The organism is Altibacter sp. HG106 (assembly GCF_028561755.1).
In the GTDB taxonomy this organism is placed as follows: Bacteria; Bacteroidota; Bacteroidia; order Flavobacteriales; family Flavobacteriaceae; genus DFVG01.
On sequence record NZ_JAQQTD010000002.1, the window covers coordinates 193,539 to 209,826 of the forward strand.

Annotated in this window: 11 protein-coding genes; 6 read left to right on the forward strand and 5 right to left on the reverse strand. The window is 44.6% G+C overall.

From position 1 onward, the window contains the following. Positions 1-52 precede the first annotated feature (52 nt). On the forward strand, positions 53-412 hold the full coding sequence (locus PO830_RS03695) for a DUF4174 domain-containing protein (protein WP_272852179.1): 360 nt from the start codon (positions 53-55) through the stop codon (positions 410-412). 8 nt (positions 413-420) lie between these two features. On the opposite strand, the gene PO830_RS03700 is transcribed toward PO830_RS03695, so the two are convergent. The 4 genes from PO830_RS03700 to PO830_RS03715 form a co-directional block, all read right to left on the reverse strand. Next, complete coding sequence (locus tag PO830_RS03700) at positions 421-3,390, reverse strand: tail fiber domain-containing protein (RefSeq protein ID WP_272852180.1); 2,970 nt, start codon at positions 3,388-3,390, stop codon at positions 421-423. Between the two features lie 116 nt (positions 3,391-3,506). After that, the gene (locus tag PO830_RS03705; RefSeq protein ID WP_272852181.1) at positions 3,507-6,728 is read right to left on the reverse strand and encodes a CHAT domain-containing protein; all 3,222 of its coding nucleotides are present in this window, start codon (positions 6,726-6,728) and stop codon (positions 3,507-3,509) included. Between the two features lie 3 nt (positions 6,729-6,731). Next, positions 6,732-7,484, reverse strand: coding sequence for a tetratricopeptide repeat protein (locus tag PO830_RS03710; RefSeq protein WP_272852182.1), 753 nt, complete (start codon positions 7,482-7,484; stop codon positions 6,732-6,734). A 13-nt stretch (positions 7,485-7,497) separates the two neighbouring features. Then, positions 7,498-8,070 (reverse strand): RNA polymerase sigma factor, encoded by a 573-nt coding sequence (locus PO830_RS03715; RefSeq protein ID WP_272852183.1) that lies wholly within the window; start codon positions 8,068-8,070, stop codon positions 7,498-7,500. A gap of 229 nt (positions 8,071-8,299) precedes the next feature. Here PO830_RS03715 and PO830_RS03720 point away from each other — a divergent pair, with 229 nt between their 5' ends. The 5 genes from PO830_RS03720 to PO830_RS03740 all read left to right on the forward strand — a co-directional run bounded on the left by PO830_RS03720 (position 8,300) and on the right by PO830_RS03740 (position 14,326). Next, complete coding sequence (locus tag PO830_RS03720; RefSeq protein ID WP_272852184.1) at positions 8,300-10,186, forward strand: serine hydrolase; 1,887 nt, start codon at positions 8,300-8,302, stop codon at positions 10,184-10,186. Between the two features lie 101 nt (positions 10,187-10,287). Then, positions 10,288-11,367, forward strand: a complete 1,080-nt coding sequence (mvaD, locus tag PO830_RS03725; RefSeq protein WP_272852499.1) for a diphosphomevalonate decarboxylase — start codon at positions 10,288-10,290, stop codon at positions 11,365-11,367. Between the two features lie 153 nt (positions 11,368-11,520). Beyond that, positions 11,521-12,459 (forward strand): mevalonate kinase family protein, encoded by a 939-nt coding sequence (locus tag PO830_RS03730; protein ID WP_272852185.1) that lies wholly within the window; start codon positions 11,521-11,523, stop codon positions 12,457-12,459. A 20-nt stretch (positions 12,460-12,479) separates the two neighbouring features. Beyond that, entirely contained in the window at positions 12,480-13,385 is a 906-nt protein-coding gene (locus PO830_RS03735) for a geranylgeranylglycerol-phosphate geranylgeranyltransferase (RefSeq protein WP_272852186.1), read from the forward strand. A gap of 74 nt (positions 13,386-13,459) precedes the next feature. After that, entirely contained in the window at positions 13,460-14,326 is an 867-nt protein-coding gene (locus PO830_RS03740; protein WP_272852187.1) for a pseudouridine synthase, read from the forward strand. Here PO830_RS03740 and PO830_RS03745 read toward each other — a convergent pair. Further along, positions 14,323-16,053 carry an APC family permease gene (locus PO830_RS03745; protein WP_272852188.1) on the reverse strand — a complete coding sequence of 577 codons (1,731 nt, stop codon included), beginning with the start codon at positions 16,051-16,053 and terminating at the stop codon, positions 14,323-14,325. The genes PO830_RS03740 and PO830_RS03745 overlap by 4 nt on opposite strands. Positions 16,054-16,288 lie beyond the last annotated feature (235 nt).

Sequence of the window (16,288 nt, forward strand, 5' to 3'; positions counted from 1 at the left end):
CATTTCCTCCATGAGAATTGTTCCCTTGTTATTTCTACTAATTTCATTTCATATGAATGCACAACAATTTCCCGAATTACAATGGGAGCATCGTATCATTTGTATTACTTCGGAAACCTTTGAAGATGCCAAGGCAACTACGCAAATCGACCTGGTAACAAAAGATGAGGCCGGAAGGAAAGAGCGTCAATTGCTGGTGCTACATTGCACCGATAGCTTTTGTAGAAATGCACTCACCAAAGCCTCGATTACCGGAGCGCCTCCCAAAGAGACTAATGGATTTAGTGTACGGCTTATTGGACTCGACGGTGGGGTCAAGTTTTCTTCGGAAACTCCTGTTTCTTTGGAAAAATTCTACGAATTGATCGATCAGATGCCCATGCGACGTGCCGAAATGCGAACTAAAAATTGATCGTTTGCCTAATTTGGACTCTCCTTGGCTTGCAGCTCGTCGAGCTCCATTGATTTGAGCAGGCTATAAATCTGTTCAATTTCTTCTTTCAGCGTGTCATTTTCTGCTTCCAGGCGTTCGATTTTTCCGACCAATGCTTTGATGCTTTGCACATATAACGCGTCATACGTCCCATAGGCCGTTTGGTAGTATCCAAGGTTATCTTTTTCCACATTTTCCGGAAACACTTCCATAAGTTCTTGCGCGATAAAACCGTACTGAACGCCTTCCGGTCTTTTGCTGCCTGTTTTATCATCATTCCATTCATAAGTAACACCTCGCATTTTTAATAATTGCGAGAGGGCTTTTTCTTCGGAAAAGGTGGCAATATTCTTTTTTAATCGTCGATCACTATTGGCCGCCCAATCTCCTGCAGAATTTTTTGAAGCGTCACCTTCTACCTCAAATACGTTGGTGGTTGGAATTCTCCCAATACCTGTACGTCCGTTCTTCAGAATGTTCAGCGCATTGTTGCCAGTGTTATTGGCGACCACAAATAATCTGTCCGATGCGTTTATTGCAGTGGTACTGCTAGGGGTGTAACTTGCGCTGCCATAGCCAATAACCGTTTCTCTGAAGGAAAAGGCCTGAACATCATTACCTAGTGCAAATGACGCTGCTCCCGAGGCCACTGCTGCCTCGCCTAAAGCGACACTATCCTCTCCTGACGAGGTTCCGTTGATCCCAGCAAAGCTAAAGTCGCCAGTAGCCTGACCACCGTTAAAGGCAACGGCATTTTGTCCGGAAGCCGTTCCAAACGATCCGAACGTGAAACTTGCTTCTCCTGTTGAAAAATTGTTGTTTCCAATGGAAACAGCGCTGAGTCCGGTAACTTCATTTGCAGAACCAAATGCCAATCCGTTGGTCGCCCCACTGCCGATCGTATTTCCGCTTCCCAGAGCGATTGCTCTCTCAGCCGACACCGTAGTTCCGATACCAATAGCCAAACTGTTGAGTCCGGCTGCTTGCCCATCGAGAAATGCGATGGACGATTCTCCGGAAGCGATGCCATTGATTCCCGCGAAGCTAAAGTTTCCGGCGGCTTGTCCTCCATTGAAGGCAACCGAATTTAACGCAGACGCCGTTCCAAAGGAGCCAAAGGTAAAGCTGGCCTGTCCGGTTGAAAAGTTGTTGTTTCCTATGGAAACAGCGTTGAGTCCGGTAACTTCATTTGCAGAACCAAATGCCAATCCATTGGTCGCCCCACTGCCGATCGTATTTCCGCTACCCAGAGCGATTGCTCTCTCAGCCGACACCGTAGTTCCGATACCAATTGCCAAGCTATTGAGTCCGGCTGCTTGCCCATCGAGAAATGCGATAGATGATTCTCCGGAAGCGATGCCATTGATTCCCGCGAAGCTAAAGTTTCCGGCGGCTTGTCCTCCATTGAAGGCAACCGAATTTAACGCAGACGCCGTTCCAAAGGAGCCAAAGGTAAAGCTGGCCTGTCCGGTTGAAAAGTTGTTGTTTCCTATGGAAACAGCGTTGAGTCCGGTAACTTCATTTGCAGAACCAAATGCCAATCCATTGGTCGCCCCACTGCCGATCGTATTTCCGCTACCCAGAGCGATGGCCCTTTCTGCTGCAACTGTCGTCCCAATTCCAATGGCCAAGCTATTGAGACCTGAAGCTTGCCCATCGAGAAATGCGATAGACGATTCTCCGGAAGCGATGCCATTGATTCCCGCGAAGCTAAAGTTTCCGGTGGCTTGTCCTCCATTGAAGGCAACCGAATTTAACGCAGACGCCGTTCCGAAGGAGCCGAAGGTAAAACTTGCTTCTCCTGTTGAAAAGTTGTTGTTTCCTATGGAAATGGCGTTGATGCCTGAAACTTCGTTGTTCACCCCAAAAGCAAGTCCGTTTGTTGCGCCGCTATCGATCGTGTTATTGTTTCCAAATGCGATACCTCTTTCAGCGGCTACCGTTGTTCCAATTCCAATGGCCAAGCTATTGAGACCGGAGGCTTGCCCATCGAGAAATGCGATAGACGATTCTCCGGAAGCGATGCCATTGATTCCCGCGAAGCTAAAGTTTCCGGTGGCTTGTCCTCCATTGAAGGCAACCGAATTTAACGCAGACGCCGTTCCGAAGGAGCCGAAGGTAAAACTTGCTTCTCCTGTTGAAAAGTTGTTGTTTCCTATGGAAATGGCGTTGATGCCTGAAACTTCGTTGTTCACCCCAAAAGCAAGTCCGTTTGTTGCGCCGCTATCGATCGTGTTATTGTTTCCAAATGCGATACCTCTTTCAGCGGCTACCGTAGTTCCGATACCAATGGCCAAGCTATTGAGACCGGAGGCTTGCCCTTCAAGCAATGCGATAGAAGATTGACCGGAAGCGATTCCGTTGATTCCAGCAAAGCTGAAGATACCGGTTGCTTGTCCGCCATTGAAGGCTACCGAATTATCCGCGTCTGCTGTCGCAAACGAACCAAACGCAAAACTACCATCCGCAGCCGCCGTATTCCCAAAACCAAGCGCTACTGAGTTAGTACCTACATTGGCATCGTCCCATTCGGTTCCTGTGGCGTTTCCTGCTCTGAAAGCTCCTTTACTCTTATCAAAGAAAAATTTGGTGCCACTTCCTTGAAGGTCGGTGTCTCCAAACACGAAATCATCGTTATTCACATCAGTCGTGTTTTGAACAATCCCGGAGAGGCTCGAAAACTCGCCACTGGAGGACGCGCTATCGCTAATTTTAGTCCATGCCCCTCCTTGATAGTACCAAAACCCAATGGAACTATCGGTTTGGTAGATTAGAAGTCCGTTGGCAGGGGAAGGAATGGCATTTTTATCAGCTTCGGTCATTCGCGGCACTAAAATACCCGCTTCGGTGCTTTCAATATCAAGCGCAGAAGAGGGGTCAGGTGAGGTGGTGTTAATGCCTACCTGTGAAAAGCCAAAACTTGTAATACAGAGCAATAGAAAACATACTTTCTTCATAATAAATAGATTGAAGCATAAGTAGGAAAGCTCGTAGTAACACTAAGTGACGAGACGTTTGGGAGGGCATCTCAATGCTACATCGAGATTCCTCAGAAATGTCATCACCAAAACAATTATTTTTTTCGAACGAATAGGTAGAAGAGAATTGATAATAATCCTATTACCCCGAAATACCAGAGCCAAGGAGTGTTCGAAGAAATTGGAATAGGTGCAGTGTCACCTAATAATACAAGACCTGCCCAATATTGGGGTGCGAGCGTTCGTCCTTTCGCTTCAGAAAGATACTGCAATTTGGCTTGTTGCAATGCTTTGTGCTTGGGCATTTCACGCGCTAAATTCTCATAAAAATGATCGATAATGATAGCACTGGATTGTTCATCGATTTTCCACAAACTTGTCAAAATGCTTTCACTACCGGCGTAGGTAAACGCATGCGCCAGCGATATCATTCCTTCGCCCGGTTGATAGGAAGGCTTTCCGGTTTCGCAGGCTGTCAACACCGTAAGGGAAGAAGACATATCGTAATTATAAAGCTCGTAGGTGTACAAGGAATTATCTTCCATTTCGTCCGTTCCTAAGGCCTTCGCAAAGATAAGGCGGGAAAGCTCGGGGTTAACGTTGTCTGATTCAGCATGGGTGCCTATATGTACAATTTGATGATTTTTGGAATATTGGGTAAAGGCCGACTTCACCGCATCGTCATCTAAGTAGGATGTGCCATTCCATTTCCTAGAAAATTCTTTGACCAGCGCATGGCTAAAGGGCTGCGGAAGTAATTTAAAGTAAGCGCCATCGATTCTCGCGCTATCATTGACCGTGTTTTTATACGCTTCTTTCATGGATTTGGTAAACTGGGGTGCAAAGGCGATGAAAGGACCGTCATAGGAAGTCGTAGGGGGTGCAGTCGCTACGAGCAACGGACTAAAATGATAGGAAATAGTGTGTTTGGATAACAATGATTCCGAAGCCATGTCTTTAAAAGACTGAATAGGGGTAGCTGTGAGCATTTCAAAGTTGAGGTTGTACAATATGCCATCAGGAATAATAATAACATCCTCTGTTTCGATGTGTCTTGATATCGGTTTCCAAAGCTGTTCATAGAGCGCATGTAATTTGGGCGCGATGACAGCTACGTCAAAAATTTCGTACTGAAGCGAAGCAATATCGGCATCGAGATTGTGGTGAGGCAACTCTACAAGCGCGACATTACTCTTCGTAAAAATCATGGCGTACAAGTTGCCTTCCACGAAGAAATAACGAACTAGCGTACTCCCTTCAGGAACGCCTTTCTGAATAGACGGTAGCGCTGCCTCCAACGACCCGTAACGCATTTGATAATATTTGGGGTGATCCGTTTTAAGATCATCTAAAAATTGATTCCAATTGCGATTAGATTCAAAAAATGCTTCCATGCCCATTGCCGCTTCGAACGTATTCGACAATTGCTGTTTTAATCGAACTTCTTGTTCTAATATTGACGTCGGAACATTTGAAAAGGCGATATCGTTGCGGAGGTTTAGACGGGAACGAATACGATTATACAGGCTTGCTTCCTGCAGCGAAAAGATAGCATGTAAGTACTTTGTTTGTTGGGTTTGCTGATATAGTTCAATGTTTAGCTGTTTGGCAAAATCAAACAATTCGTTGTTTTCTTCAAGTAATAATTGAAGATCTTCATAGGTTTTTAAGAATGCCTTTCGTTGCTCCAAAATATCAAATGCCTCCTCAAGTTCTTCCAGTATAGAGGTTACTATTTCCGGGTGTTCCCTGCCTTCTAAGTGATAGATCGTTTTCGCTTTGGTGAGAAGCGCAGTGGGTTTTCGAAATTGAAGTGCAATCGAATCGGCTTTGTGGGTTGTGTCCTGCCTTTTCACTTCCATAGATAAGGCTTCTTCCGCATAGTTAAGCGCATTTTCATATTGTTTCAATGCTATGTAAACGCTGGCCATATTTACGCTTTGCTGAAATGCTTGTAGGGTATTTTCAAAATCGCCTGAACGGGTAAATTCATAGGCGCGCTTTGCTAATAAAATGGCAGTCTCAGCTTCATCATTACGAGCGAAGAACAGAGAAGCTACATTTAGGTCTGTTATATAATCTACGGTAAATTCTCCTTGCAAGGTGCTTTCATAGATATCAACCGCCTGTAGATACCGTTTTTTAGCTGTTTCAATAGATCCTTCGTGTTCATCAATTCGTGCCCGTGAGGTTAAGGCGCTGGCATGCCAGTATAATTGTATGCCGGGATTTTCCTGAATACGTTGCAAGGCTAAATCTAAGTAGGTGGCTGCCTCTTCATAGTTCAGCAAACTGGATTCGGCCTGCCCAAGTACCACGAGCGAAATGATAAGGTTGGGATCGGTAGGTTCGAGATATTTTTGTTTTTCCTGATACGCATATGCCACCAGATCACGGGCGCGTTTGAATTGCCCAATCGCATTGTAGAACGACCCCAAATTTTCTATGGCCGCCATTAAATTACCGCGTGCCTGGTTGATGGATTGTTCGTCTTTAGATCGCGTCATAAACACTTCAAACTTATCAATAGCGTCTTGCGAATAAGAAATGGCTTCGGAATGATTTCCCATTGCCTGAGCAATCACTGCCAAGTTCATATTGATCAACCCGGGTCGGTAGAATTGATTCATTACATCGTCGGGCGGACTCTCTTTGAGGGCCAATAGCGAAGCTTCAAAGTAATAGAGCGCACTGTCCATTTTTCCTGAAAACCACATCACGCCTCCCAACGCATTATAGACTTGCTGGTAGAAAACAGGGTCTTTCCTGGGGGATGCTTTAAGTAGTTTTAAGGCATCCTTATAGTGCTTTTTTGAAAGTGGGTAGTTTCCTAAGCTACTGGCGTAATATCCCATGTTATACACCACGCCTGGAAGCAAATTTGTAGTGTCGGATGGTTGCTCTTTCAGCAGGATGCGAGCCTTGTCCAGTATTTCGTAAGAGCTTCTTGGTTGTCCGGCATCACTATATATCCAAGCTAGTTCTTTATAGGCTCTGGCGGTTAGCATGGGTTGATTTTGAAGTTCGATACGCTGAACGAGCGCTAGCGCATTCTTCAAGGCTTTTGTGCCGTCGTTGTTGTTAAGAGACAAGCTTCCGGCGATAGCGATATACGGAATGAGACTATCAAATGCTTTTTGTTGTTGTAATCGCTCTATTTGCGCATGGTACGCTGTTCGAGCTTCTTGTAGCTGCCCGTTGCTAATCAGTTCTTCAATTCTTGAAACTTCGGAAACCGAATTGGTTTGCGCAACACTTAAGGTACTCACATAAAACGCGAAGAACACCAACCCATATGTGCCAAACGGCAGTCTCATGGGTTATTTTGAAGTAAGGGCTGTTACAATTTCCTGGCTCGCAGGAACATCGCTTCGCTTCAGCACTCGTGTCGCCTTTTTGGGTTGATTGAGATCTAGGTAAGAAAGCCCTAAATACCAATTGGCTTCCGATAGAAAACTACTGCTGGTCATGGCTGCCACTTTTTCCAAATACGGAAGCGCTTCCTTAGATTCGTCCTTTGCGAGATGGGCCATCCCTAGAAAGTACTGTAGTGTATCATTTTCTGGTGATGCCTCTAATAACGGTTCCCATTTGGATAGCGCCTCATCATACTTTCCTTGTTTGTAATCTACCATTCCTTCGAAAAAGGCGTAATTGCCGCTTGTGCTCATCGTTGTGGGAAGTCCGGGATCGGGCTCAAAATGTTGTGCAAAGAGTTGTTCGGTAGGTGAGGTGCGATTTAAAAACCAAAAGATACCGATGAGGGCAACTAAAATTCCTGCCGCCGCATACCAACGCGTATAGTTTTTTTCGGGTGTTGAAATCAACTTTGGTGGGTCTATTACTTTCGAGTGAGTCGCCGAAACTTCTTCGTGATAGGTATTTAGTTTTTCTTTCAGGCTCGCCGCTTCGACGCCGTCGATCAGCATTCTCACCTCATTGACTTTTTGTTGCAGGGTAGGCTCCTCAATGAGTTGTTGCTGAAAGCGTTCTTGCTCTTCAGCCGACATATTGTTTTTGAGATATCTTTCGATCGTCTCAAATTCCTGTTCTGTTATTTCTGGTGAATTCATAGCGTGTAGGTACTTAAGGGGTTGGGGTTGTGAGTAGGGTTCTTAGTTGTTGAATACAACGGTATTTTTTGTTTCGCGCGGATGCTTCCGCAATCTCAAACTGCTTTGCAATAGTTCGCAAGGAGTTTTTTTCGAAGTAAAAGCTTTTCAGAAGTTCTTTACAGTCGGCGCCCAATTGTTCAAAACCTTTCATTACTTGAGCGAGCTGAGCCTCGGTATTGCCATCGTTGGTCAATGCATCGTCTTCGTCTTCCCAAGGCGTCATTTCCCCTATGGTAAGTGTTTTTTTAAAGCGCGCCGAGCGGACTACATCTAACCATTTGTTTTTCGCAATTTGATACAGATATCCTTGCACGGCCGTTTCATTCTTAGGGGTGAATTTCCCCTCCTTAATGTTTTGCCACATGGCGATAAAGGCTTCTTGATATATGTCTTTTGCTTGCTGCATGGAACCACTATTTTTTAGAATGAAAACTTCAGTCTTTTTATAGTTCTCTGTATAAATCTTCTTTAAAACCGCGTCGTCATTAGCCTTGATGGCCTTGACGGTGGTTTCTTGGTTTCGTATGTTCAGCACTTTCCCCATCGTGAAGAGATAGGAAAGGTACTAATTTTTCAGTTCAATTTAGAGCACCTCTTTAGCAATGCATCGCAAAAAAAAAAGAATGTCATCATGATATTTTATCACGGGAGCCGTACTTCACTTTTTCCCGGTAGTGGCGAGCTGAAAATTCATTTGCGTTAACTGATGACATTTTGAAAGAGTATCGATGTCCCATATATAAGACGTATTGCATAACCAAAAAACTATCCTTATGAAAACACACTACCTCACTTTTATGTTCTTTGTGGCGATGGCCTTTTCATCGCTCGGTCAAACCGGAATTCCCGTCCCGGAAATGACGGCTTGCGACACCCAAATGCAAAACTTTATGGCAACGCATAATATACCTTCCATGACCATTGCTATGGCCAAAGAAGGGGAGTTAAAATATATGCGCGCCTTTGGAAATGCCGATATTGCCGGAACCGAGACGACCCAACCTTATCATATGTTTCGAATTGCGAGTGTTTCCAAACCCATAACCGCCATCGGGATCATGAAAATGGTAGAAGACGGTCTCATTACTTTAAACGATCAAGTCTTCGGAACCGGGGGATTGTTAGAGAATCACTGGTATTTTTCTAATAGTACGATCACCGATACCCGCGTATACGATATTACAGTACAACACCTACTGGAACACAGTGCGGGATGGGATCGAAGCTCTAATTGCTTCCCCGACCCTACGAGTCCGTATCCATGGTTCTTCCAAGGATGCGACCCAATTGCGGCTCCCTTACATATTACCCAATCGCAAGGAGAACAGAATCCGGTGAAGGAAGAATTCTTAATCAATTATCTCTTAGAGAAAACCCTGGATTTTGAACCTAATACGGATTATAATTATTCGAACATGGGGTTCTTAGTGCTCAGCGAAATTATCGAAGAAGTATCAGGACAATCCTACGAGGCGTGGATGCAGCAAGAAATTTTTCATCCATTAGGTATTTACGATATGTACATCGGAAACAACTTGATAGACGAAAAATACGAACGTGAAGGAGAATATGTAGGGAATGGATTTACCACCTTAGACCTCTATGGAAGTGGGAATACCGTGCCATGGGAATACGGTGGTTTTAGTATTGCGGCTATGGATGGTCACGGAGGGTGGATTGCTACGGCACGAGATCTTGTACGACTGTTGGTTGCCGTTGACAGGTTTCCGACCAAACCCGATATTTTATCGAATGCTACCATTGACAACATGACAACGCCTTCGGCGAATGCCTCTTTTTATGCTAAGGGCTGGTCGGTCAATGGCGCTAATAATTGGTGGCATACCGGGGCTGTAGACGGTACCGCGAGCATTTTTGTACGCACCAATAATGAATATACCTGGGCCATTATTTTGAACAAACGCGTCGTAGATGGTACTGCCAATCAGTTTTGGATCGATTTGGATGGCTTGGGATGGAATTGTATTGCGGCTACGAGCAACTTTCCAGCGCACGATTTGATGGATGCCCCTACCGTGGCGGCGAGCAATCTAACGCACGCAGGCGATGGAACCAGTACCATGGATGTGTCATGGACCAATGGAAACGGTACGGCACGAATCGTGGTCGCGAAAGATATTACCAACAATACCGATGCCTACAACTTTAGCGCTTACCCTTTAGATGGAGACGAATATACTGCCAACGCTGCCTTTGGTAGTGGAGACGATTTGGGCGACGGGAGCTTTGTGGTGTACGAAGGAACCGGAGAAAGTGTTACCATTACTGGTTTAGACCCAACGAAGCTATACGCCCTACGCGTGTACGAATACACCAAGAACTCCAATAACGGCAACAATGCGCTATATCTGCTAGGGAACGCGCCCGAGCGAGAAGCCACGCTTTCTATAAATGACGAAACGCTTTCTGCTGCGATTACCCTATATCCAACCATTACTTCAGAGGTAGTGAATGTAGAGGTTATGATTCCAACCGAAATGAACTATACTTTGTTCGATATCAATGGAAGAGCACTGCTGAAAAACACCTTGAAGTACGGTCAAAATACGATCAATGTGGGGTCATTGCAAAGCGGACTCTATCTGGTCACTTTTTCTACAGAAGAAAAAAGGATAACGCGCCGCATTGTGGTGAAATAATTCAGAAATAACGCTTACTGTTTCAAAGGCTGCCTGAGGGTGGCCTTTTTCCGTTTATAGTTGGTCAAACAATGCCTATCTTTGTCTCAGAATTTGCCGAAATGACCGAACATCAATTTCTACCCAAGACCTCATATACATTCCTCGAAAGTGGGTCGGTAGCTGCCCAAAGTCCTAGCAATATAGCCCTTGTTAAGTACTGGGGAAAATATGGAGAACAACTTCCGAAGAACGCTTCCGTAAGCTTTACCCTGTCGCAGTGTCGTACCGAGACCACCCTTTCTTTTGAACGAAAACAGTCGGAAGGATTTGAATTTGAAGTGTATTTAGAAGGAAAGAAGGAGGATGCTTTTAAACCAAAAATTCAGAAGTTCTTTGAACGAATCGAACGCTATGTGCCTTTTTTGACGGCCTATAGTTTTACGATCGAAACCAAAAACACCTTTCCACACAGTAGCGGAATTGCTTCCTCCGCAAGCGGAATGAGCGCTCTCGCCTTATGCCTCGTTGCCATAGAGCAACTCTTGTCATCAGAAGAAATGACAACACAACACGGTACTGAGAAGGCTTCGTTTTTAGCGCGTTTGGGCTCGGGGAGCGCGTCCCGAAGTTTGCAAGGGCCCTTGGTGGTTTGGGGAAAACATTCCCGTATTGAAGGAAGTAGCGATTTAGTGGGCACGCCCTATCCCTATGCAGTTCATTCCAACTTTCAATCCTATCACGATACCATCCTGCTGGTAGATACCGGAGAAAAGCAGGTGAGTAGTACCGTTGGACATAATTTGATGCACGAGCATCCCTTTGCTACGCTACGATTTGCGCAGGCCAACGAGCACCTCGAGCAGTTGATTACCGTTTTTGAAACAGGCGATCGCGCCCAATTCATCACTATTGTAGAAGGTGAAGCCTTGTCCTTACATGCCATGATGATGACTTCGAATCCCTATTTCGTTTTGATGAAACCAAACACCTTGGAAATCATTAATCGCATTTGGAAATTTCGGAAAGAAACCGGAAGCTCCGTCTGTTTTACGCTGGATGCCGGGGCGAATGTTCATGTACTTTATCCTTCCGAAGAAAAAGAAGGGGTTTCCAAATTTATCCGAAAAGAACTGGCGCCTTTTTGCAAGGACGGGGCTTTTATAGACGATACAGTGGGAACAGGAGCCAGCCTTTTATAACGCATACATTGGTTTTGTCCTTCAGTAAGAAGGAGTTATACAAACATATTTAAGAGAATTTTACCGTGCCCAAGCATCAAATATAGTAGGGGTATCGTATCTTTGCACCACAATGTAGAATTGCTTACATTTAACAAACCCTATTCAGAACCTATGCGTGGTCCCCTTTTTTACTCGAAAATCTTACTTTTTGGTGAATACGGTATCATTAAAGACTCAAAAGGTCTTTCCATTCCGTATAACTTTTACAATGGCGCACTCAAAATTGATGAGCACCATACCATAGCCACCAAAAAAAGCAACGAATCGCTGGCTCGTTTTGCTGCCTACCTTAAAGAATTGCAGGAAGAACAACCTACTTTGGTGAGCTTCGATAGGAAGCGCATGGAGGAAGATGTGGCCAATGGGTTGTATTTCGATTCCAGTATTCCGCAAGGATATGGCGTAGGGAGTAGTGGCGCTTTAGTGGCGGCGGTGTACGATCGCTACGCCTACAACAAGATCACGGTTCTCGAAAATCTTACTCGCGATAAATTGTTGCGCTTAAAAGCCATCTTCGGAGCTATGGAATCTTTTTTCCACGGAAAATCTTCCGGTTTAGATCCGTTGAACAGCTATCTAAGTTTGCCAATTCTGATCAATTCACAAGATGATTTAGAGCCCGCCGGAATTCCTTCTCAAACGGAAGAAGGCAAAGGCGCCGTTTTTTTACTGGACAGCGGAAGCACTGGTGAAACAGCGCCTATGGTGCAAATTTTCATGGAAAATATGAAGCAGGAAGGTTTCAGAAATATGCTGAAAAACCAGTTTGTGAAACATACCGATGCCTGCGTCGAAGATTTTCTGCAAGGGGACGTAAAGTCGCTTTTCGGAAATATCAAACAGCTTTCAAAAGTAGTGCTCGATAACTTCAAGCCCATGATACCCAAAGAATTTCATACGCTGTGGAAGCGAGGGATCGACTCCAATGCATATTACTTAAAACTTTGTGGTTCTGGAGGTGGCGGATACATGCTTGGCTTTACCCAGGATATTGCGAAAGCGCGGGAAGCGCTCAAAGACTATCGTCTGGAAGTAGTGTATAACTTCTAAGAAGTCTATAGACATCCTATATGTTACGTAGGAAGCAAAAACATTTTCTCTTAAAATCGTTCAGCCTGCTTTCTGTGGTGCGCGGTTACAATATTCTCATAATTGTTCTTGCGCAATACCTTACCTCAATCTACATCCTCGCTCCTGAACTTCCCATTCGGCATGTGATCCTGGACATAAACATGCTTATGTTGGTGTTGGCTTCTGCTGCAGCCATCGCGGGAGGCTATATTATCAATAATTTTTACGATAGGGAAAAGGATCTCATCAACCGCCCCAGGAAGACGATGCTCGACCGATTGATCAGTCAGCGTACAAAACTCAGTACGTACTTCGTGTTAAACTTCTTATCGGTAGTACTAGCCAGCTATGTTTCGTTCAAAGCAGTGATCTTTTTTTCGCTCTATATTTTCGGAATTTGGTTCTACTCACACAAGCTCAAAAAATACCCAGCGATAGGCAACATCGTGGCGTCCACCTTGGCTGTGATTCCCTTCTTTGCGGTGTTTATTTACTACCGAAATTTTGACGTGGTGATCTTCGTGCACGCCACTTTTCTCTTCTTATTGATCGCGATGCGGGAATTGGTAAAAGATCTGGAAAATCTCAAGGGCGATCTGGCGCAAAACTACCGGACGATCCCCGTGGTCTATGGGGAAGGGCTCTCCAAACGTATGCTCACCATTCTCTCTTTGCTCACTTTGGTGCCTGCTTATTTTTTAATTACGCAATTTGAAATAGGCTATATGTATCTGTATTTCTACGGAAGTATGTTAGCGCTGGCCTTTTTTGTATTCATACTGTGGAAGTCTAAGGAGAAATTACACTACATGATCTTGCACGGAATTTTGAAATTTGTCATCGTCATCGGGGTGTTTAGTATCGTACTTATTGATGTACCGCTCTTGCTGAAACGTTTCGTGTAGAATAAATTTTGATTCTAATCATTGAAGCCATAAACTTCTCAGTATCTTTGCCGAACAATTTTCAAGGAAGGACTATGAGCAGAAAGGATTTTAATTCAAAGGGAAAATCATCCGGTCGCGGCGGTGGTAACACTAAGAAGCGCAGCAGCGCACGTGGGAATGCACCGCACAAAAACCAATCCACTAAAAAACAGTCGGGTCGCCAGAATAAAGTGACGAAGACCAATCACGAAAAGAACCCGGATGGCATCCGACTCAACAAATACATCGCTAATAGTGGGGTTTGTTCGCGCCGCGAAGCCGATACCTATATTGCTACCGGTTTGGTAACGGTCAATGGCAAGATCGTAAACCAAATGGGTCACAAAGTTCAATTGGAAGATGATGTGCGCTTTGATGGTCGCCGTATCAATCCCGAACCCGATGCGTATATCCTTCTCAATAAGCCCAAAGGAGTGGCTACCACCACCAGCGATCAGAAAGGACTTACCGTTATGGATTTGATCGCGAATGCAACCTCGGCGCGCGTAAAGCCGGTAGGCCGACTCGGTAGAAATGCCACCGGACTCTTACTTTTTACCAATGACGACAGTCTGGTCGACAAGCTTCACAGCAAAGGGATGGAACGACTCTTTCATATCGAGCTAGATAAAAACCTTAAGCACGAAGACCTCGAGCAAATTTCGGAAGGGTTTTCACTCAAAGGAAACACCGTTGAAGTAGAGGAGATCAGTTATGTGGATAACGCTCCTAAATCACAAGTGGGCTTACGTATCAAGAATATGGGAAATAGTATCATTCGCGATATTTTCGACCATTTTGGATATGATGTGGTTCGTGTCGATTGCGTTACCCTGGCGCATCTTACCAAGAAGGATCTTCCGCGAGGGCGCTGGAAAATACTGACCAAGAAGGAAGTAGCGTTGTTCTCGATGCTTTAAATAATTAAGCGTACCTCTCCCATTTCTTCAATGCTGTAGGGAAAATCTTCTCCAGGAGCACCCATAAACATGAAATTAATTGGAATGTTCCATTTCGCTGAGAGCGCTTTAATCTTTTCAGGAGAAAAATCGCCGTGCTCTTCAATAAGCTCAATCGCAATAGAAGGGTAGGCTCGGTCCAGCACTTCGATATCAGTAACTAGCTGTCGTTGAAGATGCTCTTCCCGCTGTAACACCGAAACAATCTTTAAGCGTTTGGTGGGTTCGTTATCCTTAATATATTGCATCACCGTATTCAGGGTTTCGACGTCGTGATGATAGGTAAAGAATACAAATTGCTGGTTGTTGATTTTTTCTAGTATGCGGAACGAATTGCGATAGATCCATCGCGTAAATTTAGTGTTCTCCGGAAAATTTTTCTTGGTAACCTGCATTAGAAATTTGATGATATGCGTTCTGTAGAACATAAAGAACACCACAGCGAGAGTGGGAATAAGGTAGCGGATAAAAATGTAGAAATAACTTGGGTTCAGTATAATGTTTCCGACGATCGCAGCGATCACAGCGATCATGGCGATCAACACGCCCCCCCAGGTAGCTCGTTCGGGACGCGGTAACCTATTTCGCTTTACTTTCAGTAATATCGTGCCTATGGCGAACAAAACCATAACCGATAAGAATGCGATAGTATACACTCCGGCTAGTTTTTTCAAATCCCCCCAAGTAATCAATAAGATCGAAACACAAAGCAGAAAGAACAGTCCGTAAATGAGGTAGGAGGTGTTTCTCGGACTTTTTTTAAGTAATGGCTTCGGAAGGATTCTGTCTAAAGTCATCCGCTCCATGAGTCCGCCTACCCCTACAAAACTGGTTAATACGGCACCGCTAAGCACTAAGGCAGCATCCACACCAATCAAAACAGACAGCCAATCACCAGAAGCGGTGCCTCCCATAAAAGAAAGTAAGGCCTCTTGGTTTTCGGCCACCGTAGCCATAGGGAGGATCGCCAGGGCTAAAAAGGCAATCAGCGGATTAAAGATACTAACCACGATCCACATGTTCCGAAGCGTTTTCCGAAAGACGCCCTTTTGTTGTTCTTCCACGTAGTTTGCGGAACTTTCAAACCCGCTAATCCCTAACATCGCGGCACTAAAACCAAAGAATAAGGCAAGGGTAATGCTTCCTTCTACAGGCGTTCTAAAATTTTCCAACAGCGTTTCAAAACCATGTGTAAAAAAGTAATAGCCGCAAAACGTACAGAGTAGGGTTAGGGAAATTAAATGAAAAATAAAGATGCCAATCGCTACTTTAGACGATTCGCCAATTCCCAGAATGGTAAGACACATAAAGACCAAAAGCAATACCACCGTAGCGGGAATGACGGGGATGATATCAAAAAAGACACTCAAATAATGAATGGCTTCCGTAGCGGAAATTACGGCCGTAGCCATGTACGAAAGAACGGTAAGGGCCGCCGCAGTGGCAGCAGTAGATTTTTTAGTGGTGTTTAGTAGCGCATTATAGGCTCCTCCATTTAAGGGCAACGCCCCTACTACTTCTCCATAAATTTTGCGAAATAAAAAAAGCACGCCGGCAACAATCAATAAAGAAATCCACGCGTATTGTCCGGCATACCCTATCGCTAATGCGGAAACATATAAGCAGGAAGAACTGATATCATTCCCGCATATTGCAGTAGCCTCAAGCTGACTGAGTTTTTTTGCCATGCTCTTGAAATTGTAGCATAAAGGTACTTGGTAAATAAGATTTTAAATGACAATGCTTTGTTAAACAGTAGGTTTAAATTTTTCCGAAAAAAATTGCCCAATTCAGAAATTAAATTACATTTGCCCCGCTTTTAGCTGAACACATTGAACGATGTTTTTACGTTCGGGTTTTTGAAGGTTAGGAAGTCAAATTCAAAAACAACCCGCCAGGCGGGAAACCGAAATTTAAAGCTAG

Excerpts from the sequence above, each read along its gene's own strand:
- PO830_RS03700 (WP_272852180.1), bottom strand. The coding sequence starts at position 3,390 with ATGAAGAAAGTATGTTTTCTATTGCTCTGTATTACAAGTTTTGGCTTT.
- PO830_RS03705 (WP_272852181.1), bottom strand. The coding sequence starts at position 6,728 with ATGAGACTGCCGTTTGGCACATATGGGTTGGTGTTCTTCGCGTTTTAT.
- PO830_RS03745 (WP_272852188.1), bottom strand. The coding sequence starts at position 16,053 with ATGGCAAAAAAACTCAGTCAGCTTGAGGCTACTGCAATATGCGGGAAT.
- PO830_RS03730 (WP_272852185.1), top strand. The coding sequence starts at position 11,521 with ATGCGTGGTCCCCTTTTTTACTCGAAAATCTTACTTTTTGGTGAATAC.
- PO830_RS03720 (WP_272852184.1), top strand. The coding sequence starts at position 8,300 with ATGAAAACACACTACCTCACTTTTATGTTCTTTGTGGCGATGGCCTTT.
- mvaD (WP_272852499.1), top strand. The coding sequence starts at position 10,288 with ATGACCGAACATCAATTTCTACCCAAGACCTCATATACATTCCTCGAA.
- PO830_RS03715 (WP_272852183.1), bottom strand. The coding sequence starts at position 8,070 with ATGGGGAAAGTGCTGAACATACGAAACCAAGAAACCACCGTCAAGGCC.
- PO830_RS03740 (WP_272852187.1), top strand. The coding sequence starts at position 13,460 with ATGAGCAGAAAGGATTTTAATTCAAAGGGAAAATCATCCGGTCGCGGC.
- PO830_RS03710 (WP_272852182.1), bottom strand. The coding sequence starts at position 7,484 with ATGAATTCACCAGAAATAACAGAACAGGAATTTGAGACGATCGAAAGA.
- PO830_RS03695 (WP_272852179.1), top strand. The coding sequence starts at position 53 with ATGAATGCACAACAATTTCCCGAATTACAATGGGAGCATCGTATCATT.
- PO830_RS03735 (WP_272852186.1), top strand. The coding sequence starts at position 12,480 with ATGTTACGTAGGAAGCAAAAACATTTTCTCTTAAAATCGTTCAGCCTG.